A 24,155-nucleotide genomic window follows, 5' to 3' on the forward strand; every position below is an offset into this window, starting at 1 on the left:
GTCGCCGCGTCGCGAGCGTGGTAATACGGATCACAGGATGGCGGACGCGAACCTGTTAGGCTGACGGACCGCGGGAGCGACGGCGCGCTCGACGCCCCTTCCGCGCGTGGCGATGGCCGCCGCGGTTTGGCGCGGCGGCATTGCTCGTCTTCCACGAGGGGGGAGTCCAATGCCCGACAGCCCGCAGCATCCCTACCACCCGATCATCTATGTCCGCGGGTTCGCCGCCACCCAGGGCGAGATCGAGGAAACGGTGGCCGATCCCTACATGGGCTTCAACATCGGCTCGACGAAGTCGCGGGTCGCCTGGACCGGCGATGTGAAGCGCTTCTACTTCGAATCGCCGCTCGTCCGCCTGATGAGCGACCACAAATACGAGGACGTCTTCGTCGAGGGCGACGACCTCGTGGCGGCCGAGCGTCACGACAAGCCGGTGCCCTATCGCAGCATCGTCATCTACCGCTACTACGACGAAGCCTCCCAGGATTTCGGCACCGGCGACGGCACGCCGCCGATCGAGCATTTCGCCCGCGGTCTCGACAAGCTGATCCTGCGCCTGCGCGACAAGGTCTGCGCCAACCCGAAGAACGGCGTGACCCCGGCGGATTTCCGCGTCTATCTCGTCGCCCATTCCATGGGTGGCCTCGTCTGCCGCGCCTTCCTGCAGAACGAGACGCTGGGATCGCCCGAAGCGCGCGCGGCGGTCGACAAGCTCTTCACCTACGCCACGCCGCACAACGGCATCGACATGCGCCTCGTGCGCAACGTGCCGGGCTGGCTCTCCTTCGGCGACGTCAACAACTTCAACCGCGAGCGGATGGCCAAGTATCTCGGCCTGAAGAAGAGCGACGACGTGTCGGTCGTCGAGAACTTCCCGCCGGAGCGCATCTTCAACCTGATCGGCACCAATCCGCGCGACTACACCGCCGTCGGCGGCGTCTCGGCCTGGGCGGTCGGCGACGCCAGCGACGGGCTCGTACGCATCGAGAACGCCGTGACCCATGGGATCGGCGCCGGCGGCACCGACGTCGGATCGCCGCGCGCCTTCGTGCACCGCAGCCACTCCGGACACTACGGCATCGTCAATTCCGAGGAGGGGTACCAGAATCTCACGCGCTTCCTCTTCGGTGCGATGCGCATCGACGGGTTCCTGGACGTCGACGACATCACGCTCCCGGTCGAGGTCCAGCAGGCGATGGACAAGGGCCAGAAGATCGAGGCGTCGTACCAGTTCGAGGTCGTCGCCAGCATCCGCGGCTGCCAGTGGCAGATGACCCGGCGCGAGGCGCGCGAGAACTCGGCCATCTTCCGGCGCTATGCCGACCTCTTTCCCGGCGAGGCCGGCACCCGGCGGGCGGCGGACCGCAGCATGAGCCCGCACCTCTTCTCGGTGTTCCTCGACCCGCGCAAGAGTGTCAAGACCTCCAAATCCGTCAGCTTCGCCTTCGACCTCAAGGTCCTCGTGCCCGACTACGAGGTGGACGGCCTGCTGTTCCTGAAGCGCCACTACGAGGGCGGCTACATCTACCGCGACCTGACGCTGATCGAGGCGTTCCCGGACGAGGATGCGGTCGGCGGCTGGCGCATCAAATACGGCTCGCAGGAGAACAACCCGGGGAAACCGGGCAGGGCTGTCGAAACCCGCCCGCTCGACGGCGGGCCCGGGCAGGCGCCGGGCCTCACCTTCGAGATCCCCATCGAGCAGACGACCCGGCCCGGCCTCAAGGGCAAACTGCGGATCGAGGCGCGGCCCTGGGGTTAGCGCCCCCCGCCCCTACTCGGCGGGCGCCGCCGCCGCCGCACGTCGCGGCGACGGCAGTGCCAGCCCGGCCGCCGCGACCAGCGCGGCGCAGATCGCCATCGCGACGAACAGCGTCGAGAAGCCGTTGCCCCAGCCGTGCAGGATGGCGATCGACGGCACCGCCAGCGACGCCACGCCCAGCGTGATGACGTACTTCACGGCGTAGACCCGCGCCCGCCACGGGCTCGGCGTGTAGCGCGCGACCAGGGTATCGCCGATCGGGATCTGGCCGAAGACCAGCGCCATGATGATCAAGGCGCCCAGGAACATCGCCCAGCCCTCCGCCTGCGCCACCAGCAGCAGCGCCACGGCGAGTGCGGCCGCCAGCCAGACCAGGATCGGCCGCACCGGGAATCGGTCGATGGCCCGCCCGACCGCGATCTGGGTGAAGGCGGCGATCGCATAGACGATCGAGGCCAGCACGCCGACGCCGAAGGTCGAGGCGCCCAGCCCGGCCAGCCGCTCGTCGAACACCTTGGGCAGCGACACGGTCGTCGCGTTGAACACGAGGCCGGAGAACAGCGTCGTCAGCGCCAGCACGATCAGCGCGCGCTGCCAGCCGGGCACGAAACCGACTCCCGCCTTGCCGCGCGTCCCCGCCTGGACCTGCAGGTTCGCCCGGCGCACGAAGACGATGAAGCCGATGCCGACCAGAATTGACACGGCGCCCGGCACCAGGAAGGCGGCGCGCCAGTGCACCCACTGCGCCAGGGCTCCGGCGACGATCGCCGCCGCCGCCACGCCCAGATTGCCGTAGACGCCGTTGACGCCCAGCCGGCGCCCGACGCTCTCCGGCGGGCCGTCCACGACCATCGCGATGCCGACCGGGTGGTAGATCGACGCGAACAGGCCGATCAGCAGCAGCCCCGCGCCGATCTGCAGCGGCGTGCTGGCGAGGCCGGTCACCATGCTGGCGGCACCGATGCCGATGAAGAAGATCGCGATCATGCCGTTGCGGCTCCAGCGGTCGCCGAGCCAGCCGGACGGCAGCGCGCCGGCGCCGAAGGCGATGAAGCCCGGCGTCGCCAGGGCCAGCAGTTCGCCGTAGCTGAGGTCGAAATAGCGCTCCATCGCGATCACCGCGGTCGCGTAGAGCAGCATGAACAGATGGTCGAAGCTGTGCCCGATGTTCAGGAACAGGAGGCGGATGCGGAGGGCGTCCATGTCGTCGCTCCCTTGACGCGGGTGCGGTTGATCTTGCATCCCATAGTGAAGCTGGCGCGCCTGCCCGTCCTTCGATAAAGTGCCAAGCAATGTCGCAGGACGGACATCTATCGCCCAACCCGGCGTCAATCAGCCCGCGGATTGAGGCGCTGCAGGCACTGCCGCAGGCCGTGCACGCGCACGCCTCCGACTATCCCGCCGGCCACGACATCCCGCCGCACACCCATCGCCGCGCCCAACTGATCCATGCCGCCGAGGGGGTGATGACGGTGCGCACCGCCTCGGGCGCCTGGGTCGTGCCGCCGGGCCTCGCCCTCTGGATGCCGGGCGGCATGCAGCATGAGGTGCATGCGGTGACGCCGCTACGCATGCGCACCCTCTACGTCCGCACCGACGCGGCCCCGTGGCTGCCGAAGAGCTGCTGCGTGGTGACGGTGCCGCCGCTGCTGCGCGAGCTGATCCTGCGCGCCGTCCATGTGCCGAACGACTATGCGCTCGACAGTCCGGCCGGCCGCCTGATGCAGGTCACGCTCGACCAGGCGCACGACCTGGAGGAGGCGCCGCTGCACCTGCCGATGCCGCGCGACCGCCGCTTGCACGGCCTCGCCGAGGCACTGATCGCCGATCCGGGCGACGCCCGCGACCTCGCCGACTGGAGCCGCCGCGCCGGCGCCAGCGAGCGCACCCTCGCCCGCCTGTTCGTCGCCGAGACGGGCCTGACCTTCGGCGCTTGGCGCCAGCGGCTGCGTCTCCTGACCGCGATGACCCGCCTCGCCGCCGGCGAGCCCGTCACCACCGTCGCCCTCGACCTCGGCTATGCCAGCCCGAGCGCCTTCACCGCCATGTTCCGCCGCCGCATGGGTGCCGCGCCCACGCGCTATCTGCGCCAATAGCATCTGCGCCAACAGCATCTGAGCCGCTAGCCGCCGCGGGCACATCGCGATACCTCGCGCCCGCACATTGCTTTACGGTCAGCGCGATGGCGACGCGACCGAAATGGCACCGGGCGTGCCGGCTCCTGCCAGCCCGGCCTGGCAGATGCTGCGCCCGGCGAACGGTAGGCCCGCCGGACGGGCAGCGGGATCGGACGACGCCGAATCCTGGGACCCCGACCTGGGCACCTGGCTCCAGGAGCGCGTCCTGGTCACCGCGAAGCATCACCTGATCAACATCGTCAGCCTGCTGGCTCCCTTCCTCGTCGGGCCGCTCGGCAGTCTCCTCTCCGGCATCGCCGGCGGCTGAACCGCGTAACGGCGACGTCGCCGGTCCCGATCTCTGCTACACTGCTTCCCGCCGCCGTTTCACAGCGCGCGAGGCCGCCAATGCCCGTCACGCATGAGAGCATCGGTCGCGACACGCCCATGGGCGCCACGCTCCGCCACGGGGGTGCTGCCTTCCGCACCTGGGCACCGGCGGCGCGCGACGTCTATGTCGTCACCGCGGCGGACCTGACCGCCGGCTGGACGCACTGGGTCCCCAACCCGGCGAACCGCCTGGTGCCGCTCGGCGACGGCACCTGGGCCGGGTTCGTGCCGGGACTGGTCGACGGCGATCCCTACCTCTTCTGGGTGCGCGGCCCGGAGGGCGGCAGCGAGGGCTTCAAGCGCGATCCCCATGCGCGCGAGCTCGCCGTGCACCCGCCCTTCCCCGACGGCCCCTGCCTCCTGCGCGAGCCGCACGCCTATCCCTGGCACGACACCGGCTGGAAGCCGCCGGCCTTCCGCGACTTCATCGTCTATCAGCTGCATGTCGGCGTCTTCTGGGGCGCCGATTTCGAGACGCCGCGCTACGGCACCTTCCTCGACGTGATGTCGCGCATCCCCCATCTGCGCGACCTGGGCGTCACCGCGATCCAGCTGCTGCCGGTACAGGAGTATGACGGCGCCTTCGGCCTCGGCTACGCTGGCCTCGACTATTTCTCGCCGGAGATGGCCTACCAGGTCGAGGATCCGCTGGCGCTGGCCGAACCGCTGGCGGTCGCCAACGCCCTGCTGGCCGAGCACGGGCGGTCCCTGCTCGCAGCATCCGACCTGGAGTCCGGCCCGAACCAGCTCAAATGCCTGATCGACCTGTGCCACCTGAACGGCATCGCGGTGATCGTCGACCTCGTCTTCAACCACGCCGGCGGCGGCTTCGACGACCGCAGCATCTGGTACTACGACCGCCAGGCCCAGGGCGACGACGACCGCAGCCTCTATTTCACGCGGGCCGGCTGGGCCGGCGGCAAGGTCTTCGCCTACCGGCGCGACGCCGTGCGCCAGTACCTGATCGACAACGCCCTGTTCTGGCTGGACGAGTATCGCGTCGACGGCATCCGCTACGACGAGGTCACGGTCATCCACCATCACGACGGCGACCGCTTCTGCCGCGACCTCACCGCCACCCTGCGCTACGCCCGGCCGGACGCGCTGCAGATCGCCGAATACTGGGACTGGGACCGGGCGCTGCCGGTGACGCCGGCGCCCGCCGGGCTCGGCTTCGACGCCGCCCTGGGCGACGGCCTGCGCGACGCGCTGCGCAGTGCGCTGGCGGCTGCGGCGCGCGGCGCGGGCGCCCACGTGCCGCTCGACCGGGTGCGCGACGCGCTCTACCCGCCGCCCGGCTTCCCGGACGCGTGGCGCACGGTGCAGTGCCTGGAGAATCACGACGTCGTCCGCTGGGACTATGACGGCCACCGGCCGCGCGCGCCGCGCGTGCCCGCGCTGGCCGATCCGACGGGCCCGCACGCCTGGTACGGCCGCAGCCGCACCCGCGTCGCCACCGCCCTGCTGCTGGCCGCGCCCGGCATCCCGATGCTGTTCATGGGCCAGGAGATCCTCGAGGAGAAGCCCTGGCACGACGACATCCGCTTCTGGGCCCAGTTCCGCATCGGCTGGGACGCGCTGGCGACCGACCCGGCGCGCCGCGACTTCCTGCGTTTCGTGCAGGACCTCGTCCGCCTGCGCCGCCGCCTGCCGGCCCTCGCCGGCGACGGCGTCCGCGTGCCCCAGGTGCACGAGGCCGACCGGGTGATCGTCCTGCACCGCTGGGTCGAGGGCGAGGGCCGCGACGTCGTCGTGGTGGCGAGCCTCGCCGAGACGACCCGCGAAGCCTATCCGATCGAGATGCCGCACCCCGGCCACTGGCACGAGGTCTTCAACAGCGACGTCTACGACCACTTCCCCAACCCGTGGGCCGCCGGCAACCCCGGCGGCGTCACCGCCGACGGACCGCCGGGCGCCGTCTACCCCCACACGGCGCGCCTGCGCATCCCCGCCAATGGCGTGATCGTCCTGGCACGGGAGGGGTGACGCAGCGCCGCCCCTTCGTCCCAGCCATTGCGAGGCGCGCAGCGCCCCACCCCATTGTCATCCTCGGGCGGAGCGAAGCGCAGACCCGAGGATCCACGGCACGCGCCCAGGCCCCGCTGGATCCCCGGATGTCCGCTTCGCTGCGTCCGGGGATGACACCTGTGGGTGCCATCCGGGGACGACACCTATGGGTGCCGGTAGGGTGAGAGGCCCCCCTCAATCCCGCTTGAACCGGTAGTTGAACCGGTCCGCCCCGTCCGACGTCACCAGCCCCGCCGTCGGCGCCGCGAAGTGGATCGGCAGCATGAGCGTGTCCGTGTCCGCCACCGACGACAGGAACCTGCGCCGCGACACCGCCGACTGCTTCGGGTCCCAGTCGGGCTTCACCGACCAGTCCGGCTCGCGGCACTGGATGGCGTGGTGCATCATGTCGCCGGTCACCACGGCGCGCTGGCCCTTGGAGTGGATGTTGACGCAGCAGTGGCATGGCGAATGGCCCGGCGTCGGCGTCAGGGTGATGGTGTCGTCCAGCGCATAGTCGTCGTCGACCAGCAGCGCCTGCCCCGCCTCGACGATCGGCAGGCAGTTGTCGCGGAACACCGTGCCCGGCGGGTTGGCGCCCTTTTTGTGCTGCTCCTCCCACACCGCGTACTCGCCCTTGTGGAAGACGTATTTGGCATTCGGGAAGGTCGGCACCCAGCGGCCGTCGCGCAGCGTCGTGTTCCAGCCGGTATGGTCGATGTGCAGGTGCGTGCAGAAGACGTAGTCGACGCTTTCGAAGCTGACGCCCAGCGCGAACAGCTCGTTGCGCCAGCGCTCCTTGCCCGGGAAGTCGAAGGGTGCGGGATGGCCCTTGTCCTCGCCGGTGCAGGTGTCGACCAGGATCGTATGCTTCGGCGTGCGCACCACGAAGGTCTGATAGGTCATCACCATCTTGCCGGTGGCCGTGTCGTAGACCTCCGGCTCCATCGACGGCAGATGCCGGTCGAAGGTCGCCCGGTCGAACATCGGGAAGAACTCCTCCGGCTTGCGCCACGGCCCGTCGCGCTCGATGGCCACGTCAATGGTGACGTCGCCGACCCTGATCTGCCGCATCCGATCCTCCCTCGCTTCTCGCCGGGTACGCCCCGGATCCGCGCGTCCCCCGCGCCGTTGCAGGAGATGAGACGCCAGCGATGGCGGGAAATCAACCGACGGGCGGGCGTCGCAGGCAAGTGGCTCGGCTCTTCGTCGTCACCGCCTGCGGCCCAGTGCGATTCGGTACAATGTTGCCTCTGCTATTGGTCGCAACTTGTTCAATGTACACTTGGAGGAGATACGGATTCTTGCTGGAAAATATCGGGCTAGATTGGCGGAATGAACGATATTCGGGAGAGTTATCGGCTGTTCGGCCTGAGAATCTCGAGCGACATCCGGCTGCCTGAATTACAACCCTTCTCGGCCGACGAACCCGGAGACGTTGAAATCCGCCGCGGGCCGGTTCCGGCCGACGGCACGGAAGTCGGCCCGAAGATGGGGCCGTTCAGCCATGCCGCCGAAAATGCGCTCTGGCTTCGCGTCCCCGGCGTCGCGCGATATCTGATCCGTGACGGCGGTAAACTCATCTACCAGCCGGAGGGCGATATCGACGAAGACAGCGTGCGTGTGTTCATGCTGGGTACCTGCATCGGCGCCCTGCTCGCGCAGCGCGGACATTTGGTACTCCACGGCAACGTGTTCGAAGTCGGCGGCGGTTGCGCGGTATGCGTCGGTTCGTCGGGTGCGGGAAAGTCCACCCTGGCCGCGCGGATGCTGCAACGGGGCCATCGGATCATCGCGGACGACGTCTGCCCCGTCGACCTGAACGGCCGCGCGATCCCCGGCATATCGCGCTTGAAGCTGTGGCAGGACACGGCGCGGCGGCTGGAGATTGACACCGCCGCGCTGCGGCGCATCCGACCCAACATCGCGAAGTTCGAGATGCCGCTCGGGGACGCGTTCCGGGCGGAACCGGCCCCGATACGCGCGATCTACGTGCTGACACCGTGGAACCAGGACCGTTTCACGATCGCCGACATGTCCGGAATTGCAAAGTTTCAGGCACTGCGCGCCAACAGCTACCGATTCCGATTCCTCAAGGGCATGCAACTCGGGCCGCGGCATTTTCGGCAATGCAGGACGCTGGCGGCCGACGTCCCCGTCGCCCAGGTGTTCAGGCCGCGCCTCGGATTCGATATCGACGGGCTTGTCGATCTCATACTCGCCGACCTTGCGGGCCGGGGGGCTGTGTCATGACGGCAAGGCTGTTCTGGCTGGCCTCCTATCCCAAGTCGGGCAACACCTGGTTGCGCGCCTTCATCAGCAATCTGACCGGGGAACGCGACGTGCCCGCGTCGATCAACGACCTCGGGGCCGGCGGGTTGGCGAGTTCGCGCGGCTGGCTGGACGACGTGCTCGGCTTCGACACGGCGGACCTGGATAGAGGCGAAATCGCGCGCCTGCGCCCCGCCGTCTACGGCTTCGCCTCGGAGCGACGCCGCAGCTTCGGCTATCACAAGGTCCACGATGCGTGCCACCGGGTCGACGGTCGGCAATGGGTCGTCAACGCCGGCGCCACGGCCGGGGCGCTCTACCTGATCCGCAATCCGCTCGACGTGGCGATCTCCTACGCGAACCACGGTGATTGCTCGATCGACGAAGCCATCGCGATGATGGAGGATCCCGAGCATCGCCTTGCGCGTGACGATGGGGAACAACTGAAATCGCAGGTCGAGCAGCGTCTCCTGACCTGGTCGGACCATGTGCGGAGCTGGGTCGACAATCCCGAAATCCGGACCCACGTCATCCGCTACGAAGACATGAAGACGGATACCCATTTGGCCTTTTCCGCAGCCGCCCGTTTCCTACGGTTGCCCACCCATCCGCAGGATATCGCGCGGGCCCTCGCCTTCTCGGCATTCGACAAGCTCAAGGCGCAGGAAGACGAGGAGCCGTTCCGCGAGCGCGATCCGCGAAGCCCGCGCTTCTTTCGCAAAGGTGTGGCCGGCGACTGGCAGACCACGCTGACCGGCGCGCAGATCGACAGCATCGTCGCGGCGCACGGTGCCGTGATGGAACGCTTCGGCTACCTCGACGCGGCGGGCTCGCCGAAGGTCATGTGAAGGACGAGGCGCAGTGTTGGATTCCCACACGATATTGAGGCGCAGAGCGGAGCTCCTGGCATCCACCATGGATGGCGAAACGGTCATGCTCGATGTCGAAACCGGCCACTATTTCGGACTTTCCGGGGTGGGCCCGCATATCTGGAGCATGCTGGAGCAGGATCGCAGCGTCGGGGCCATCGTCGACGGCGTGAAGGCCCATTTCGCGGTCGGCCCGGAGGACAGCGTCAGCGAGGATGTCCTGGCGTTTCTGCAGAAGCTCGTTGACAAGGGGCTGGTCATGGTCGCCGGCTAGAATGCGCAAGGTCGCTTTCGTCGTGCACCGTCTCAACCGCCAAGAACGATCATGTTCGCCGGGATAATCATCCGCGACGGCCGCGGCGATCCGCGGGATTTCGCCGACGCGGAAACGCTCCTGGCGGCACTCACGCCGTATGGGCAGGCCGACAGGACGGGCGCCTGGCAGGGAAGCGGCGCGCTGCTCGTGCAGGCGCTGACCTGGAACACCGCGGAATCGAAGCACGAGGCGGTGCCCGAAAAATGCGCCGAGACCGGACGCGTGATCGTCGGCTGGGTCCGGCTCGACAATCGCGCCGAACTCTGTGCGCAACTCGGCCTCGCGCTTCGCGAAGAGTTGACCGATCCGCAGCTCATCCTGGCTGCGCACCGCACCTGGGGCGAGGCCTGCCCCGACCGGCTGGAAGGCGATTTCAGCTTCGTCGTCTACGATCCGGCGCGGCATGCGGCCTTCTGCGCGCGGGACGCGCTGGGCATCAGGCCCTTTTTCTACCATGCCAGCAGTGAGCTGTTCGTGTTCGCCAGTACGGCGGCGGTCTATCGCCGCCTCCGATGCTTCGACGCCGCCCCCTCGCAGGAGTGGATGGCACGCTTCCTGATCGGCGAGTCCGCGGACCCGGTGAAGACCGCCTATGCGCAGGTCAGGAAACTGCCGCCTTCGCATTTCATCAACCTGGGCCGCGCAGGTGCGGCCGACCCCGTGCGATATTTCGACCTCGTGGACGCCGCCCCGGAGACATATCGGCGCGAAGACAGGTGGGTCGACTCCTACCGCGAGGCGTTCCACCGGGCTGTCGAAGTCCGTCTCCGCAGCGCCTATCGCCTCGGCGCGGAGAACTCGGGCGGGCTCGACAGCGCGACGATCATCGGCCACGCCGCCCCGAAACTGTGGGACGACGGGGCGGACCTGCCTTGTTTCAGCGTATGCCACCTCGAACGTGAATCGCACTACATCCTCGATCTCGCCAGCCATTGCGGGATCAAGCACAATTACGTTTTGACGCGTCCGACATACCAGCCGTCGCAGCGCGAAGACGATCGGGCGATCCGCGTGCTCGGCTACCCCCCGGAGCACACGCACGCCCTCTTCCACCTGCCGTTTTTCGAGCATTGCGAGGCGTTGGGCATACGGACGCTGCTGTCCGGGTTCGGTGGCGATGAAATCGTGACGAGCCGGGCGGAATTCCTGATTCGGGAGCTGTTTCTCGCCGGGCGCTACGCCCAGCTCTTCATGGAATTGCCGGGCAATGTCGCGATGCGCACGGCCCGGATGGTCGCAATGCTCGGCAGGCACGCGCGCGGAATGCGGGAACAGGTGCCGCGGGATCGCACGCCGCGCCTAGCCCGCAGCATTCTGCGCCGGGACGTCATGGAGAAATACCGATTGGCCGGGTTCCGCCAGGCGCAGGCGGACGCCTACAGGCGATCGCGCACGCTCAACGGCCATCTGCTGGCAAAGCCGGCTTTTCGAACGTTCCTGGTCGGGCGCCTCGAGGGCTGCTCGCTGATGGCCGGCAGCTATCGGGTCGATTACCGGTGGCCGATGCTGGATCGCAGGCTGATCGCGCAGTTTCTCGGCACGCCCTCCATCGAAAAGCGGCACCGGGAATGGGGACGCTATCTCCACCGGCGGGCTTGCATCGGCACAGTGCCGGAGAAGATACTGTGGAAAGAGGGAAAGAACCTCGGGACGTTTCGGCATTTCGGGCGCGACAGGCGCGTCGATGCCATTGACGTTGAGGCGTTGTCGGGTGTGCTGGGCGACATCGTGGAGCGCGACGCCGTCGCGGCGCAGGCTGAAGCATTGGAACGGGCTTTCGGCGATGACGACCTTTGGTTCTCCAAAGCACCGGAAAGAAACAACTTGCGCGCATTAAGCACGCTCGATAGTTGGTTGAAGAGCGACTAGCGGTCAGAGGATTGAACTATGGCGAATGACATTGCCTCGGCAGCCTCCCAGGACGATGTGCAGGAAATCAAGCCTGCGTACCGGCGCCCCGTGCTGACCGAGCTCGACGTCGAAGAGACGGCCACCGGCGTTCAGAACGGTCCGACTGAAAACATCAGCTATATCAGCTGACGATCTGCGCTGGGCGATCCCGCCCCGACCCGGCAGGCGGGGCATCCGGGTCCGTTACCGGATGGGCCCCGCGTCTCGCCCTGTCGGGGCTACCGCCCGGCCTCGATCGATCCGGTCCTGACCGATCGATCTCGATCGCGGGCGGTGCGCGCCGATCAGCTCCGCGAGGGGAAAATCCCCTGCAGCGCGATGATGAAGTTCACGGCCTGATAGGGGCCGCGAAGGCCGAAGCTCTGATTTCCGCCGGTATTGCCGATCGAAGTCGGTGCCAGGGTCCGATCCTCGTTCGCGTTCGGTGCGGCATAGACCGGCATTTCCGGTCCGGTCAGCGCCAGCATGTTGCCCTGGGGCGACTGCTTGTCGGCAGCTGCCAGTTCGCCATGCATGCTGTGGCTGTGGGACGGCATTTCGTTGACCGTCAGCATATGCGTTTCGGCCCCGCCCTTCTGCCCGAGTTGGACCGGTGCCAGTCCGCCGCCGCTTCCGAAATGGACGGGTGCGCGGCCCCGGAGATCCGGAAGGGCGAACGTGGTGCGCCCATCGCCGCCATAGGTCGTACCGAGGATCGAGAACAGCGCGCTGTTCTGTGCGATCGACAACAGCTGTCCGTTACAGAACGCCCAGCCCCTTGGCTCGAAATTCCCGCCGAACATCATGATCTGACCAAGAAATGGCTCCATGATCCTGCTCCCTTATTTTCCATCCCCGAGACGCTCGAAGCGTTGTTCGCCTGAGCAATTTTGTACATGCGCAGTGCGAAATATTCGTAATATGGTGCCGCAGGTTTGTCAAATACTCCGGCTCTTATGTCGTTAAACTTCTAGATAAATCCGCTCCGAATGCGACTCTGCCGACGACTCGCGGACCATTGTTCAAAGGCCCATCGACGTTCCATTGCGATATTCGCTCTACGGTCATCCGGCACCGCCTGCACGAACAGCCGCACCTTCGCCACGTTGTGCCGCGCGCGTCGGTGACGGTTCCGGCAAAGCCATGACCGAAGATACCCGCATGACCGTCGGTGCGGTTTCCCGTCGACGGGTCGCCGATCACCGCGTCCGGCGTGAACAAGTTCGCCGCAGCGTCGGCATCCGAGACGCTGGGCGCGGCGAACAGGGCATTGCCCCGTGCGCAAGCTGTCCTCGGTCATCGCATCAGTTCCCGTGCTGCCAGCTCTTGAACACGAATTCGAGGCTGTAGCCGTCCGGGTCTCTGACCTGCGCCGCGTAGTAGCGGGGATCGTAGTGGAACTGCGGCCCGGGGGGATGGATCTCGGTCGCGCCTGCTGCGAGGGCTTCGGCATGGGCGGCATTCACCATTGCCTCGGAATCGGCGACGAAGCCGACATGGACCGCGCCGGGTGCTGCCGCCCCCCGTCTCAACCAGAAGAACATCCGGCCGTTCACACCGAAGCCGTTGAGGTCGGGATGCTCCGCCGGGGCGTCTCTTCCGTCATAGTCGAGGCGGGCGGTGATCCCGAGGATCGGGAGCACGGTCTCGTAGAAGGCGACCGAGCGAGCGGTGTCGCTCACCGTGAGGAAGATATGATCGAGCATTTGAATCCCGTCAGATGATGTGGCCGCCGGCGAGTTCGGCGTTCTGGGCATTGATCCAGCGGTTGTCGTCCGACAGCAGGCTCGAGACCATGCAGCCGACATCCTCCCGTTCGCTGACGGTCCGAGCACCGTCTGCCCGGCCAGCGGCGCCTCAAATCCGCCGCTGAGGCCTCCACAAGCGCGCCATCCAATGGATCGGAGAAAGCTTCGCCAGGCCGCTGCGCGTGGAGACCCTGGCGGAGCTGGCGGCACCCAGCATCCCCGTATCCCACCGTCACTTCAAGGCGGTGACGGCGCACAGCCCGCTCCAGTACCAGAAGCACGTGCGGATGCTGCACGAGCGATCCTTCCTGATCGCCGGCGAAGGCAACGCCACATCCGTTGCGTTCGGCGTGGGTTCCGAAAGCCCGACGCAGTTCAGTCGCGAATACGCGCGACAGTTTGGCCTGCCGCCACCGAAAGACGCAGCGAGACTGCGAGCCCACGGGCAATCGCGGAGCCGATGGCTCGCGAGCGAGAACGGAAGTGCGGATGCAGAGGGAAATCGACGGTGTTCGGCGCCAGGTCGTTCGCCGAACCGGCCGCCGTCAGATAATGGCGGAGGGAGAGGGATTCGAACCCTCGGTAGGGCTTTACAACCCTACGACGGTTTAGCAAACCGTTGCCTTCAGCCGCTCGGCCATCCCTCCGCAAGAGCGCCGTTTCTAGCGACCGGGCCGCCGCCCTGTCAATGGCGCTGCTGCCGGTCGGGGGCGCCGATCGGGCATCGTGCCGCGGCTGCCGGGCGGCGTGGAGGATTCTTCGAAAAAATGCGACTCTCCCCGGACGTTGTCTCAAAATTAAGGATTAACGGCCGATAGTGAGCATCGAAGACAGAAACACTCGCTGATAGGGAGTACCGTCATGGCCGTTTCCCTGCACAAGCCCGCCGCAGCCCTGACCCGCGGCACCGCCGACCTGCTGATCGACCTGGTCGAGATCAAGATCGGCTGCATGGAGGTCTGGGACCGCGAGGACGCCCGCGAGTTGAAGGCGCTCGAGAAGGCGCGCTGTGAACTGGCCGCCATGCTGGGCCGCCCGGCGCCGCAGCCGGTCGCCGCCATGCCGTCCGCCCGCGGGCGCCGCCCCGCCGCGATGAGCCGCGTCGCCGCCTGATCGGCGACGGTTCGGCGACCGTCCCGCCCGGGACGGCCGCAGGTGATGCCGATCGCAGCCCTACCGATCCGGCCTATGCCGGCTTCGGCACGTCCATGCCGCGCTGCACCGCCGGCCGCGACCCCACCAGATCGAACCAGCGTTTGACGTTGGGGAAGTCGGCCCAGTCGATGCCGTGCCACTCCCACCGTGCGAACCACGGATAGGTGATCACGTCGGCGATCGAATAGTCGGCGCCCGCCAGATAGTCGTTGCCCGCCAGGCGCCGGTCGGCCACCCCGTAGAGGCGGTGCGTCTCGTCCGTGTAGCGCTTGACGCCGTAGGGCACCTTCTCGCCCGCCATGCGCCGGAAATGATGGGCCTGGCCGAACATCGGCCCCACCCCGCCCATCTGCCACATCGTCCATTCCAGCACCGGAACCCGCTGACGCATCGCCTTGGGCAGCAACGGGCTGTCCGTCTTCTCCGCCAGATAGATCAGGATCGCGCCCGATTCGAACACGCTGATCGGCGCGCCGCCGTCGGCCGGCGCATGGTCGACGATCGCCGGGATGCGGTTGTTCGGGCTGATCTTCAGGAAGGCCGGATCAAACTGCTCGTTCTTGGAGATGTTGATCGGGTGAGCCCTGTAGGGCAGCCCGAGCTCCTCGAGCATGATCGAGACCTTGCGGCCGTTCGGCGTGGTCCATGTGTAGAGGTCGATCATCGTCGGCGTCTCCCTTCCCTGTCGGAAGACCCGTTGTAACCGCTGCGGCGGCCCCCCGGCCAGAAGTCAGCGCCCAGAAGCCGCCGTCCGGAAGCCAGCGTCCGGTAGAGAGCGTGCAGAAGCGCCGGCCCGCCGCTATGCGGCGGCCAGCCCGACGATCCGGTCCGCCGGCAGCGTCAGCGTGACGGTGGTCCCGACCCCGACCTCGCTCTCCAGCGAGACGGTGCCGCCGTGCAGCTCGATCAGGTGGCGGGTGAGCGGCATGCCGAGGCCGGTGCCCTTGGCGTTCATCGACCGGCCGCTCTCGACCTGCCGGAAGGCCTCGAACACCTTCGGGATGTCCTTGTCGGCGATGCCGATGCCGGTGTCGGCGACGATGAAGGCCAGCCCTTCCCGACGATGCGCGGCCGACACGGTGACGCGGCCGCCGGCCGGGGTGAACTTGATCGCGTTCGAGACGACGTTCAGCAGGCTCTGCACGACCTTCTGCCGGTCGGCGCGGAAGGCGATCCTGGGTATCCCGCCGAGCACGAGGTCGACGTCCTTGGCGGACGCCACGGGGCGGCACATCGCCAGGGTGCGGTCGACGCAGTCCTGCACGTCGCCGGTCTCCTCGTGCAGTTCCATGCGGCCCGCTTCGATCTTGGCGAGGTCGAGCAGCGAGTCGATCAGGGCGAGGAGATGCGTGGCACCGGAGTTGATGTCGCGGCCGTACTCGGCGTAGCGGTCGATCGCGTCGCGGCCGAAGAACAGGCCGCCGATCACCTCGGAAAAGCCGAGGATGGCGTTCAGCGGCGTACGCAGTTCGTGGCTCATGCCGGCGAGGAACTCGGACTTGGCCCGGTTGGCCCGCTCTGCGTCCAGGCGCGCCTCTTCCAGCGACGACTGGACCGCCTTCATGCGCGCCTCGTGCTCCGCCTCGGCGGTGATGTCGCGATAGACGGCGAGCACGCCCAGCCCAGGAATCGGCTGGCCGCGGCACTCCATCCAGCGGCCGTCGGCGAGGCGGCGGATATACTGGAACCGCTCGGTCGTCCGGGTGATCTCCAGCCGGCTGCGGATCAGGTCCTCGATGTCGCCGGGCCCATACTCGCCGCGCCGTGCCAGGATCTCGAAGAAGCGGTGCGTCGGATCCGGTGCGGCGAAGACGTCCTGCCGGTCGACCCGCAGAATCGAGAAGAGCCGGTCGTTCCAGCCGATCATGCGCTGCTCGCCGTCGAACAGCTGCGTGCCGTCGGGAAGTGCCGCGAGGATGGCGTCGACGAGCGCTTTCTGGCGTTGCAGATCGACCAGCGACCGCCGCATCGACCGCTCCGCCGCCCGCCGTTGCCGGATCTCGCGCACCGTCTGGGCCGCAAGAAACGCCACGAGGCCCAGCAGGGCCCCGGCGAAGCTGAGATAGACGAAGCCGTTCGCCCGCCACTCGGCGAGCACTTCGGCCCGCGGCATCGACGCGTAGACCAGGAGCGGGTAGCGGGACAGGATCCTGTAGCCGACCAGCCGGACCTTGCCGTCCACGGGGGAGACGACCGATCCAGCCCCCTCCGACGCGGCCGGCGGGCGACCGTTCAACAGGCCGCTGAAGTCTTCGTCGAACCTGGGCTCGCTGTGCGGGAACCGCACGACGAGCCGCCCCGCCATCGTCACGAGGCCGATGCTGCTGCCTGCGGTCAGCTGGATGCGATCGTAGAGCTGCTGCAGATAGTCGAGGTCGATCTCGACCAGCAGGACTCCGGCGAAGGCGCCCAGCGCCGACTCCAGCCGACGCGACATGAACAGCCGACGCCGCCCCTCGGCGTGGTGATCCTCGGGATCGACGAGCTTCAGTTCGATCGACGGGTCGGCGCGGTGGCGCTGGAAGAAGGCCTTCTGCGAGGCTTCCACATGCGCTGCCTCCAGCGGCGCGCCGATTCGCCGCTGCCGGCCATGCTCGTCGACGAAATGCACGGCACGCAGCTGCGGCAGCCGCTCCGCCGCGCTGGCGATCATCGGTTCGAGATCGCGCGCGTGGGGCTTGGTCAGCCCATGGTCACGCACGCTCGCCGAGGTCAGGTCGAGCAGATGCTCGACGGTCGCCAGCATCTGGTCCGCCTGCTGCTCCAGCACCAGGGCGACCCCTTCCACACGCCGTTCGCCCTCCGTCAGCGCGGCTTGGCGCGACTGGACGAGCGTCCACACCGCCAGGGCCACACACACGAGGCACAGAGCGACCACCACGGCGACGATGCGGACCGAACCGATAGGCCTCATGCGGGTGTTGATCCTCCGGACATTCGGAGGGTTCGTACCAAAAGTCTGACAACACCACGTTAATGCGGGCGCGTTAGTCGGGCGAGCCGAAGCCGCCACCCCCCGGCGTCTCGATGACGATCACGTCGTCGACTTGCATCTGTGCCTTTCCCGCACCGCCCAGGTCGATCGCTTCGCCGTCGCGGCGCAGGACGGTGTTCCGGCCGGTCCGTCCCGGCTCTCCGCCCTGCAGGCCGAACGGCGCGATACGACGCCTGTTGGACAGGATCGCGGCCGTCATCGGCTCCAGGAAGCGAATTCTCCGCACGATCCCGTCGCCACCGCGATGGCGGCCGGCGCCGCCGCTCCCGCGCCGTATCGAGAATTCCTCGAGGATCACGGGGAAGCGCCACTCCAGCACCTCCGGGTCCGTGATGCGGGTATTGGTCATGTGCGTGTGCACGGCCGAGGCGCCGTCGAAGTCGGGGCCGGCGCCGTGGCCGCCGCAGATCGTCTCGATATACTGGTGCCGCTCGTTCCCGAAGGTGAAGTTGTTCATCGTGCCCTGGGACGCAGCCATGGCACCGATCGCGCCGAGAAGGCTGTCGGTGATCATCTGCGACGTCTCGACATTGCCGGCGATGACTGCCGCCGGATAGACCGGCGCCAGCATCGAGCCCTCCGGCACGACGATCCGGATCGGCTTCAGGCAGCCGTCGTTCAGCGGGATGTCCTCGTCGACGAGCAGGCGGAAGACGTAGAGCACCGCGGAACGGGCGACGGCGGTGGGGGCGTTGAAGTTGTTGGTCGTCTGCTGCGGGCTGGTACCGGTGAAGTCGATCACCGCCTCGCGCTTCTCCCGGTCGACGGTCAGCTTCACGCGGATGACGGCGCCGTTGTCGGCCTCCCACGTGAAGCTGCCTTCCGGCAGCGTCTCCAGCACGCGCCGCACGCAGGCTTCGGCATTGTCCTGGACATGGCCCATATAGGCGTGGACGACGTCGAGGCCGAAGCTCGCCACGATGCGGCGCAGTTCCTGGACGCCCTTCTCGCAGGCCGCCATCTGGGCGCGCAGGTCGGCGATGTTCTGGTGGACGTTGCGTGTCGGCCAGGGCGCGCCGGTCAGCTGCGCGATCAGCTCCGCCTCCCGGAAGCGGCCCTGCTCGATCAGCAGGAAGTTGTCGAAGATGACGCCTTCCTCGTCGATATGGACGCTGTCGGGCGGCATCGAGCCCGGCGTGATGCCGCCGATGTCGGCATGGTGGGCGCGGCAGCCGACGAAGAACAGGATGTCGCGCTCGGCCGCGTCGAACACCGGCGCCACCAGCGTCACGTCCGGCAGGTGCGTCCCGCCGTTGTAGGGCGTGTTGACGCAGTAGACGTCGCCCGGCCGCATCGTCTGCCCACGCAGCCGGATCAGCGTCTTCACCGTCTCGCCCATGGCGCCCAGGTGGATCGGGATGTGCGGTGCGTTGGCGACGAGGCCGCCCGTCGGATCGAACACCGCGCAGGAGAAGTCCAGCCGCTCCTTGATGTTCACCGAATAGGCGGTGTTCTCCAGCACGGCACCCATCTGCTCGGCGATCGACATGAAGAGGTTGTTGAACACCTCCAGCATGACGGGATCGACCTGGGTGCCGATCGCGGCGGTGCGCGCCAGCGCCACGGCGCGGCGCGCGATCAGGTGGCCGCGGGCGTTGATCTCGGCGCGCCAGCCCGGCTCGATCACATTGGTCCCGGTCTTCTCCAGGATCGTCGCCGGCCCTTCGACCACGTCGCCCGGCTGGAGCGTGGCCCGGTCGTAGATCGGCACGTCCGCCCAGCCGCCCTGCCCCGCCCCCTGGCTCGCGAGATACATCGGCCGGTGCGCCACCGGCTCCGGCGGCCCGACGCGGGTACCGGGCGGCAGTTCGGGTTCCTCCGCCGTGTCAGTCTCGCCGATCACCTCGACGGCAACCGCCTCGACGGTGTGGAGCTTACCCTCCATGACGAAGCCGTAGCGCTGGCGGTGGGCCTCCTCGAAGGCTGCGATCAGCGCGGCGACGGCCGCCGCCGCCTCGGCGTCTTCGGGGAACGCCACGATCAGCGGCGCATCGGTGCCCTGATAGCGCAGGTGCACGCGGCGCTCGACGCGGATGCGCGTCTCGGGCACGCCCTGGCGGCGCATCTCGACGCGGCCGTCCTCGGCCAGCGCCTCCATCTGCGCCACCAGCTCCGGCACCACCTCGGGTGCCAGCACCGCCTCCACCGCCTGCTCGCGCAGCGCGCGCAGGTCGGCGAGGCCCATGCCATAGGCCGACAGCACGCCGGCCAGCGGGTGGACGAAGACCGTCGTCATGCCCAGCGTGTCGGCGATGGCGCAGGCGTGCTGGCCGCCGGCCCCGCCGAAACAGCAGAGCGCGTAGCGCGTCACGTCGTAGCCGCGCCGGATCGAGATTTCCTTGATGGCGTTCGCCATGTTCTCGACGGCGATCCGCAGGTAGCCGGCTGCGACTTCCTCCGCCGTGCGGGCGTCGCCGCTCGCCGCCTCGATCTCGTCGCGCAGTGCCGCAAACCGTGTGCGGACCACGTCGGCGTCGAGCGGTTCGTCGCCGCCCGGCCCGAACACGCGCGGGAAGAAGTCCGGCTGCACGCGGCCGAGCATCACGTTCGCGTCGGTCACGGTCAGCGGCCCGCCGCGCCGGTAGGACGCGGGACCGGGATTGGCGCCGGCGGACTCCGGGCCGACGCGATAGCGGCTGCCGTCGAAGAACAGGATCGAGCCGCCGCCGGCCGCCACCGTGTGGATCTGCATCATCGGCGCGCGCATCCGCACCCCGGCGACACGCGTGTCGAAGGCTCGCTCGTAGGCGCCGGCATAGTGGGACACGTCGGTCGAGGTGCCGCCCATGTCGAAGCCGATGATCCGGTCGAACCCGGCCATGGCGCTGGCCCGCGCCGCCCCGACGACGCCGCCGGCCGGCCCGGAGAGGATCGAATCCTTGCCCTGGAAGAAGTGCGCGTCGGTCAGGCCGCCGTTCGACTGCATGAACATCAGCCGCACGGGATCGGGACCATCGGCACCGAGTTCGCCCGCGACGCGGTCGACATAGCGGCGCAGGATCGGCGACAGATAGGCGTCGACCACGGTCGTGTCGCCGCGCGACACCAGCTTCATCAGCGGGCTGGTCTGGTGGCTGGCGGAGACCTGGGTGTAGCCGATCTCACGCGCGATCGCGGCGACCCGCGCCTCGTGCGCCGTGTGGCGATAGCCGTGCATCAGGACGATGGCGACGGCCCGATAGCCCTCTGCGAAGGCCGCCTCGAGATCGGCGCGGACGGCCGCTTCATCCAGTGGCCGGATCGTCTCGCCGTGCGGCCCCAGCCGCTCGTCCACCTCGATCACGCGGCCGTAGAGCATCTCCGGCAGTTCGATCTTGCGGACGAACAGCTTCGGCCGGTTCTGGTAGCCGATCCGCAGCGCATCGCCGAACCCGCGCGTGATCGCCAGCAGGGTGCGCTCGCCCTTGCGCTCCAGCAGGGCGTTGGTCCCGACGGTGGTGCCCATCTTGACCGCGTCGATCGCCGCCGCCGGCAGCGGCTCTCCCGGTGCCACGCCCAGGATCTCGCGGATGCCCTGGGTGGCGGCGTCGGCGTAGCGCTCCGGGTTCTCCGACAGCAGCTTGTGCGTGTGGAGGGTGCCGTCCGGCGCGCGCGCCACGACGTCGGTGAAGGTACCGCCCCGATCGATCCAGAACTGCCAACCGTCGGGCATCGAAACCCCTCCCCTGTCTGAACCGGACCGAACTCACGCCGCCTGGGACGGAGACCGGGTCACCCTTCCTCGGACGCGCCCGCCGGCGGACCGGCCATGCCGAGGGCATGCATGTAGAGGTCGAGCAGCGCCTCCTGCTCGTCGCGATCGGACGCGTCCATCTTCCTGATCTTCAGGATCTGGCGCATCGTCTTCACGTCGAAGCCGTTGCCCTTCGCCTCGGCGAAGATGTCCTTGATGTCGGAGGCGAGGCCGGCCTTCTCCTCCTCCAGCCGCTCGATCCGCTCGATGTAGGAGCGGAGCTGTTCCGCGGTGATGCCGTGCACGTCCGTCATGCGCTCTCCTGAACCGTCCCTGTTCCGCTCGCCCTGGCCCGCTCGCGGGCGCGCGACCTTATTCAGCGGCGCAGGACCGTGCAACATCGGCCTGCCGCCGTCGCGTCACGAACGCCGTCAGAGCGGGAAGACGAGGCAGGTCGTGGTCCCATGCGCCAGCAGCTTGCCCCCGGCATCCAGCAGGCGGCCCTCGGCCGTGCCGGCCGTGCGGCCCACGTTCAGGATCGTCCCCTCCGCCCGCACCAAGCCGGTCGTCTCGCGGACGGCCCGGATGAACGTCACCTTGAACTCCAGGGTCGTGTAGCCGCGCCCCGCCGGGAGCATCGTGTGCACCGCGCATCCCATGCAGGAATCCAGCAGGGTCGCGATCCAGCCGCCGTGCACGCTTCCCAGCGGATTGTAGTGGTCGAACCGCGGCGTCCCCGCGAAGACGGCCCTCCCCTCGCCGACCTCGACCAGAGAGAAGCCCAGTAGCGCCGTTATGGGTGGCCCTGGCAGACGCCCCTCGGCCATCCCGCGCAACAGTTCGAGGCCGCTCGTCGCCTTGAAGATGTCCGGCGGCACCAATCCGACCGTCCCATCATCCGCCATCTCGATCCCGCTCCAGTCCCGCGTCGCTCGCTTGCGAGGAAGGTACAGTGCATATACACTCTTCGACAAGGATGGAACGGACACGATCATGACCGGCCGGGAACCGACGGACGCGCCGCGTGGCGATGGCGGCAGCCTGTGCACGTGCTTCGCGCTGCGCCGGGCGACCCGGCGGGTGACCCAGATCTACGACCGGCACCTGCAGCCCACGGGCCTGCGGATCACCCAGTACGGCCTCCTCGCCCGGCTGCGCGGCGGACCGCTGCACATGACCGAACTCGCCGAGCGGATGGGCATGGACCGCACCACCCTGACCCGCAACCTCCGCCCGCTGGAGCGTATGGGCTACGTCGCCATCGACCCCGGCGAGGACAAGCGCACCCGCTCGGTCGCGATCACGGCCGCCGGCCGCACCGCGGCGGCAGAGGCCCTGCCATACTGGAAGGACGCGCAGGCGTCGGTCCGGGACGCGCTGGGCACGGCGCTCACCGACGATCTTCACGGATTGCTCGATCGGGCCTTCGCCGGACTGCCGGCGGAGTAGCAGCCGTGCGAGAGGGGCGGATTGACGCCGACTTTGCGACGATATACGTGCATATGCACCCTCAGGAGACAGACCATGCCCGCTGAGCAGGCGACCATGACCGCATCCCGCCCGCTCCCGAAAGCGGCACCCCCGGGGGTGGCCGCGACGCGCCGCGCCGCCATGACCCGCCGGCTCCTCGACGCGCCGATCGCGCCGACCCTCCTCGGCCTCGCGGCGCCGAACGTCGTCGCCGTCGCCGCCCAGACGGCCGTGAGCATGGCCGAGGCCTGGTACGTCAGCCGGCTCGGTATCGACTCCCTTGCCGGCCTGGCGCTCGTGTTCCCGCTGGTCACGATGATGCAGATGATGTCGGCGGGGGCGATGGGCGGCGGCGGCGCCTCCGCCGTGGCGCGCGCCCTCGGCGCCGGCGATACGGCGAAGGCCGAGGCGCTTCTCCTGCACATCATCGTCATCGCGGCCGGCATGGCCGCGCTGTTCTCCGTCGTCATTCTGGGCTTCGGACGGATCTTCTTCGGAGCCCTGGGCGGCCGCGGCGCGGTCCTCGACCAGGCACTCGCCTATTCGGGCGTGATCTTCTCGGGTGCGATCGCCGTCTGGGTGATGAACATGCTGGCCTCCGCGATCCGCGGCTCCGGAAACATGCTCATACCGGCCAGCGTCATCCTCAGCGTGGCGGCCGTCCAGGTGGCGCTCGGCGGTGCGCTCGTCCTCGGGATCGGCCCCTTCCCGCAGCTCGGCATCGCGGGCGCCGGTGCGGCCCAGGTCATCGCCTTCGGCCTCGGCGGGGTGTTCCTGATCGCCTACCTGCGCAGCGGCGCCGCCGGCCTGACCCTCCGCCTTCGCGGCGTCCGCCTGCAATGGGCGCTGTTCCGCGAGATCCTCAGGGTCGGCCTGCTGGCGTGCATATCGGCGCTGCTGACCTGCGTGACGATCATCGTCGTCACCGGCCTGGTCGCGCGCTTCGGCGCGGCCGCCCTGGCCGGCTACGGAATCGGCGCACGACTGGAGTTCCTGCTGATCCCCATCGTCTTCGGCATAGGGGCGGCGCTCACCGCGATGGTCGGCACCAATGTCGGCGCCGGAAACTGGCCGCGGGCGCGGCGGGTGGCATGGACGGGTGCCGCCATCGCCGGCGCGGTCGTCGGCGCGATCGGACTGACGGTCGGCCTGTGGCCCGACCTCTGGATCGGGATTTACACCCGGGATCCCGGCGTGCTCGACGCCGGGCGGACCTACCTGCGGATCGTCGGCCCCGCCTATGTCTTCTTCGGGTTCGGCATGGCCCTTTATTTCGCCTCCCAGGGTGCCGGCCGCATGCGATGGCCGCTGATCGGCGGCGTCCTCCGCCTCGTCGTGGCCATCGGCGGCGGCTGGCTGGCTTCGTCCGTCTTCGGCCTCGACGGCCTGTTCGTCGCCGTCGCGATCGGCATGGTCCTCTTCGGCACCGTCATCGCCGGCTCCATCGCCCTCGGCACCTGGCGAGACTGAGCGGCGCTGGCGCGATCCTTGC

Annotated in this window: 21 protein-coding genes, 1 tRNA gene and 1 pseudogene; 13 read left to right on the forward strand and 10 right to left on the reverse strand. The window is 68.4% G+C overall.

Annotated elements, in window-relative coordinates:
* Positions 1-169: 169 nt before the first annotated feature.
* Positions 170-1,762: a PGAP1-like alpha/beta domain-containing protein gene (locus tag ABIE65_RS01760; RefSeq protein WP_354075121.1), complete on the forward strand. Its 1,593-nt coding sequence runs from the start codon at positions 170-172 to the stop codon at positions 1,760-1,762.
* A gap of 12 nt (positions 1,763-1,774) precedes the next feature.
* Here ABIE65_RS01760 and ABIE65_RS01765 read toward each other — a convergent pair whose 3' ends face one another.
* Positions 1,775-2,965, reverse strand: coding sequence for an MFS transporter (locus tag ABIE65_RS01765; protein WP_354075122.1), 1,191 nt, complete (start codon positions 2,963-2,965; stop codon positions 1,775-1,777).
* An 89-nt stretch (positions 2,966-3,054) separates the two neighbouring features.
* On the opposite strand from ABIE65_RS01765, the gene ABIE65_RS01770 reads away from it, so the two are divergent.
* From ABIE65_RS01770 to ABIE65_RS01780, 3 genes are all read left to right on the forward strand, one after another.
* The gene (locus tag ABIE65_RS01770; protein WP_354075123.1) at positions 3,055-3,858 is read left to right on the forward strand and encodes an AraC family transcriptional regulator; all 804 of its coding nucleotides are present in this window, start codon (positions 3,055-3,057) and stop codon (positions 3,856-3,858) included.
* 115 nt (positions 3,859-3,973) lie between these two features.
* Positions 3,974-4,207 carry a hypothetical protein gene (locus ABIE65_RS01775; RefSeq protein WP_354075124.1) on the forward strand — a complete coding sequence of 78 codons (234 nt, stop codon included), beginning with the start codon at positions 3,974-3,976 and terminating at the stop codon, positions 4,205-4,207.
* A gap of 80 nt (positions 4,208-4,287) precedes the next feature.
* Positions 4,288-6,255 (forward strand): alpha amylase C-terminal domain-containing protein, encoded by a 1,968-nt coding sequence (locus ABIE65_RS01780; RefSeq protein WP_354075126.1) that lies wholly within the window; start codon positions 4,288-4,290, stop codon positions 6,253-6,255.
* Positions 6,256-6,471: 216 nt separating this feature from the next.
* Here the strand turns inward: ABIE65_RS01780 and ABIE65_RS01785 are convergent, their stop codons facing one another.
* On the reverse strand, positions 6,472-7,350 hold the full coding sequence (locus ABIE65_RS01785) for an MBL fold metallo-hydrolase (protein ID WP_354075127.1): 879 nt from the start codon (positions 7,348-7,350) through the stop codon (positions 6,472-6,474).
* Between the two features lie 261 nt (positions 7,351-7,611).
* On the opposite strand from ABIE65_RS01785, the gene ABIE65_RS01790 reads away from it, so the two are divergent.
* The 5 genes from ABIE65_RS01790 to ABIE65_RS01810 all read left to right on the forward strand — a co-directional run bounded on the left by ABIE65_RS01790 (position 7,612) and on the right by ABIE65_RS01810 (position 11,772).
* Positions 7,612-8,529, forward strand: a complete 918-nt coding sequence (locus ABIE65_RS01790) for a hypothetical protein (protein WP_354075128.1) — start codon at positions 7,612-7,614, stop codon at positions 8,527-8,529.
* Positions 8,526-9,395, forward strand: coding sequence for a sulfotransferase domain-containing protein (locus tag ABIE65_RS01795; protein ID WP_354075129.1), 870 nt, complete (start codon positions 8,526-8,528; stop codon positions 9,393-9,395). Before ABIE65_RS01790 ends, ABIE65_RS01795 begins: the two co-directional genes overlap by 4 nt.
* A gap of 85 nt (positions 9,396-9,480) precedes the next feature.
* The gene (locus ABIE65_RS01800; RefSeq protein WP_354075131.1) at positions 9,481-9,690 is read left to right on the forward strand and encodes a PqqD family protein; all 210 of its coding nucleotides are present in this window, start codon (positions 9,481-9,483) and stop codon (positions 9,688-9,690) included.
* Positions 9,691-9,741: 51 nt separating this feature from the next.
* A complete protein-coding gene (locus ABIE65_RS01805; protein ID WP_354075132.1) occupies positions 9,742-11,601 on the forward strand; it encodes an asparagine synthase-related protein in 1,860 nt (619 codons plus the stop codon).
* Positions 11,602-11,619: 18 nt separating this feature from the next.
* Positions 11,620-11,772, forward strand: a complete 153-nt coding sequence (locus tag ABIE65_RS01810; RefSeq protein WP_354075134.1) for a hypothetical protein — start codon at positions 11,620-11,622, stop codon at positions 11,770-11,772.
* A 155-nt stretch (positions 11,773-11,927) separates the two neighbouring features.
* On the opposite strand, the gene ABIE65_RS01815 is transcribed toward ABIE65_RS01810, so the two are convergent.
* Both ABIE65_RS01815 and ABIE65_RS01820 read right to left on the reverse strand, forming a co-directional pair.
* Positions 11,928-12,452, reverse strand: a complete 525-nt coding sequence (locus tag ABIE65_RS01815) for a phage tail protein (RefSeq protein ID WP_354075135.1) — start codon at positions 12,450-12,452, stop codon at positions 11,928-11,930.
* A 474-nt stretch (positions 12,453-12,926) separates the two neighbouring features.
* Positions 12,927-13,328: a VOC family protein gene (locus tag ABIE65_RS01820; protein WP_354075136.1), complete on the reverse strand. Its 402-nt coding sequence runs from the start codon at positions 13,326-13,328 to the stop codon at positions 12,927-12,929.
* Positions 13,329-13,552: 224 nt separating this feature from the next.
* Between ABIE65_RS01820 and ABIE65_RS01825 the strand changes: the two are divergent.
* Positions 13,553-13,771 (forward strand): annotated as a pseudogene (locus ABIE65_RS01825) (helix-turn-helix domain-containing protein); the annotation flags it as partial.
* A 152-nt stretch (positions 13,772-13,923) separates the two neighbouring features.
* Here ABIE65_RS01825 and ABIE65_RS01830 read toward each other — a convergent pair.
* A tRNA-Ser gene (locus ABIE65_RS01830) sits at positions 13,924-14,017 on the reverse strand.
* A gap of 214 nt (positions 14,018-14,231) precedes the next feature.
* On the opposite strand from ABIE65_RS01830, the gene ABIE65_RS01835 reads away from it, so the two are divergent.
* Entirely contained in the window at positions 14,232-14,483 is a 252-nt protein-coding gene (locus ABIE65_RS01835; protein WP_354075137.1) for a hypothetical protein, read from the forward strand.
* Between the two features lie 73 nt (positions 14,484-14,556).
* Here the strand turns inward: ABIE65_RS01835 and ABIE65_RS01840 are convergent, their stop codons facing one another.
* The 5 genes from ABIE65_RS01840 to ABIE65_RS01860 all read right to left on the reverse strand — a co-directional run bounded on the left by ABIE65_RS01840 (position 14,557) and on the right by ABIE65_RS01860 (position 22,098).
* Positions 14,557-15,189, reverse strand: a complete 633-nt coding sequence (locus ABIE65_RS01840) for a glutathione S-transferase N-terminal domain-containing protein (protein WP_354075138.1) — start codon at positions 15,187-15,189, stop codon at positions 14,557-14,559.
* Positions 15,190-15,324: 135 nt separating this feature from the next.
* Positions 15,325-17,439, reverse strand: coding sequence for an ATP-binding protein (locus tag ABIE65_RS01845; RefSeq protein WP_354075140.1), 2,115 nt, complete (start codon positions 17,437-17,439; stop codon positions 15,325-15,327).
* A 73-nt stretch (positions 17,440-17,512) separates the two neighbouring features.
* Positions 17,513-21,172 carry a hydantoinase B/oxoprolinase family protein gene (locus ABIE65_RS01850; protein WP_354075142.1) on the reverse strand — a complete coding sequence of 1,220 codons (3,660 nt, stop codon included), beginning with the start codon at positions 21,170-21,172 and terminating at the stop codon, positions 17,513-17,515.
* Between the two features lie 59 nt (positions 21,173-21,231).
* Positions 21,232-21,507 (reverse strand): DUF2312 domain-containing protein, encoded by a 276-nt coding sequence (locus ABIE65_RS01855; protein ID WP_354075143.1) that lies wholly within the window; start codon positions 21,505-21,507, stop codon positions 21,232-21,234.
* Positions 21,508-21,624: 117 nt separating this feature from the next.
* Positions 21,625-22,098, reverse strand: coding sequence for a PaaI family thioesterase (locus ABIE65_RS01860; protein WP_354075145.1), 474 nt, complete (start codon positions 22,096-22,098; stop codon positions 21,625-21,627).
* 88 nt (positions 22,099-22,186) lie between these two features.
* On the opposite strand from ABIE65_RS01860, the gene ABIE65_RS01865 reads away from it, so the two are divergent.
* A complete protein-coding gene (locus ABIE65_RS01865) occupies positions 22,187-22,642 on the forward strand; it encodes a MarR family winged helix-turn-helix transcriptional regulator (RefSeq protein ID WP_354075146.1) in 456 nt (151 codons plus the stop codon).
* A gap of 75 nt (positions 22,643-22,717) precedes the next feature.
* Positions 22,718-24,133 carry an MATE family efflux transporter gene (locus ABIE65_RS01870; protein ID WP_354075147.1) on the forward strand — a complete coding sequence of 472 codons (1,416 nt, stop codon included), beginning with the start codon at positions 22,718-22,720 and terminating at the stop codon, positions 24,131-24,133.
* Positions 24,134-24,155: the final 22 nt, after the last annotated feature.

Source organism: Constrictibacter sp. MBR-5 (assembly GCF_040549485.1).
Classification (GTDB): Bacteria; Pseudomonadota; Alphaproteobacteria; order JAJUGE01; family JAJUGE01; genus Constrictibacter.

Excerpts from the sequence above, each read along its gene's own strand:
- ABIE65_RS01760 (WP_354075121.1), top strand. The coding sequence starts at position 170 with ATGCCCGACAGCCCGCAGCATCCCTACCACCCGATCATCTATGTCCGC.
- ABIE65_RS01765 (WP_354075122.1), bottom strand. The coding sequence starts at position 2,965 with ATGGACGCCCTCCGCATCCGCCTCCTGTTCCTGAACATCGGGCACAGC.
- ABIE65_RS01770 (WP_354075123.1), top strand. The coding sequence starts at position 3,055 with ATGTCGCAGGACGGACATCTATCGCCCAACCCGGCGTCAATCAGCCCG.
- ABIE65_RS01780 (WP_354075126.1), top strand. The coding sequence starts at position 4,288 with ATGCCCGTCACGCATGAGAGCATCGGTCGCGACACGCCCATGGGCGCC.
- ABIE65_RS01785 (WP_354075127.1), bottom strand. The coding sequence starts at position 7,350 with ATGCGGCAGATCAGGGTCGGCGACGTCACCATTGACGTGGCCATCGAG.
- ABIE65_RS01790 (WP_354075128.1), top strand. The coding sequence starts at position 7,612 with ATGAACGATATTCGGGAGAGTTATCGGCTGTTCGGCCTGAGAATCTCG.
- ABIE65_RS01795 (WP_354075129.1), top strand. The coding sequence starts at position 8,526 with ATGACGGCAAGGCTGTTCTGGCTGGCCTCCTATCCCAAGTCGGGCAAC.
- ABIE65_RS01800 (WP_354075131.1), top strand. The coding sequence starts at position 9,481 with ATGCTCGATGTCGAAACCGGCCACTATTTCGGACTTTCCGGGGTGGGC.
- ABIE65_RS01805 (WP_354075132.1), top strand. The coding sequence starts at position 9,742 with ATGTTCGCCGGGATAATCATCCGCGACGGCCGCGGCGATCCGCGGGAT.
- ABIE65_RS01810 (WP_354075134.1), top strand. The coding sequence starts at position 11,620 with ATGGCGAATGACATTGCCTCGGCAGCCTCCCAGGACGATGTGCAGGAA.
- ABIE65_RS01815 (WP_354075135.1), bottom strand. The coding sequence starts at position 12,452 with ATGGAGCCATTTCTTGGTCAGATCATGATGTTCGGCGGGAATTTCGAG.
- ABIE65_RS01820 (WP_354075136.1), bottom strand. The coding sequence starts at position 13,328 with ATGCTCGATCATATCTTCCTCACGGTGAGCGACACCGCTCGCTCGGTC.
- ABIE65_RS01835 (WP_354075137.1), top strand. The coding sequence starts at position 14,232 with ATGGCCGTTTCCCTGCACAAGCCCGCCGCAGCCCTGACCCGCGGCACC.
- ABIE65_RS01840 (WP_354075138.1), bottom strand. The coding sequence starts at position 15,189 with ATGATCGACCTCTACACATGGACCACGCCGAACGGCCGCAAGGTCTCG.
- ABIE65_RS01845 (WP_354075140.1), bottom strand. The coding sequence starts at position 17,439 with ATGAGGCCTATCGGTTCGGTCCGCATCGTCGCCGTGGTGGTCGCTCTG.
- ABIE65_RS01850 (WP_354075142.1), bottom strand. The coding sequence starts at position 21,172 with ATGCCCGACGGTTGGCAGTTCTGGATCGATCGGGGCGGTACCTTCACC.
- ABIE65_RS01855 (WP_354075143.1), bottom strand. The coding sequence starts at position 21,507 with ATGACGGACGTGCACGGCATCACCGCGGAACAGCTCCGCTCCTACATC.
- ABIE65_RS01860 (WP_354075145.1), bottom strand. The coding sequence starts at position 22,098 with ATGGCGGATGATGGGACGGTCGGATTGGTGCCGCCGGACATCTTCAAG.
- ABIE65_RS01865 (WP_354075146.1), top strand. The coding sequence starts at position 22,187 with ATGACCGGCCGGGAACCGACGGACGCGCCGCGTGGCGATGGCGGCAGC.
- ABIE65_RS01870 (WP_354075147.1), top strand. The coding sequence starts at position 22,718 with ATGCCCGCTGAGCAGGCGACCATGACCGCATCCCGCCCGCTCCCGAAA.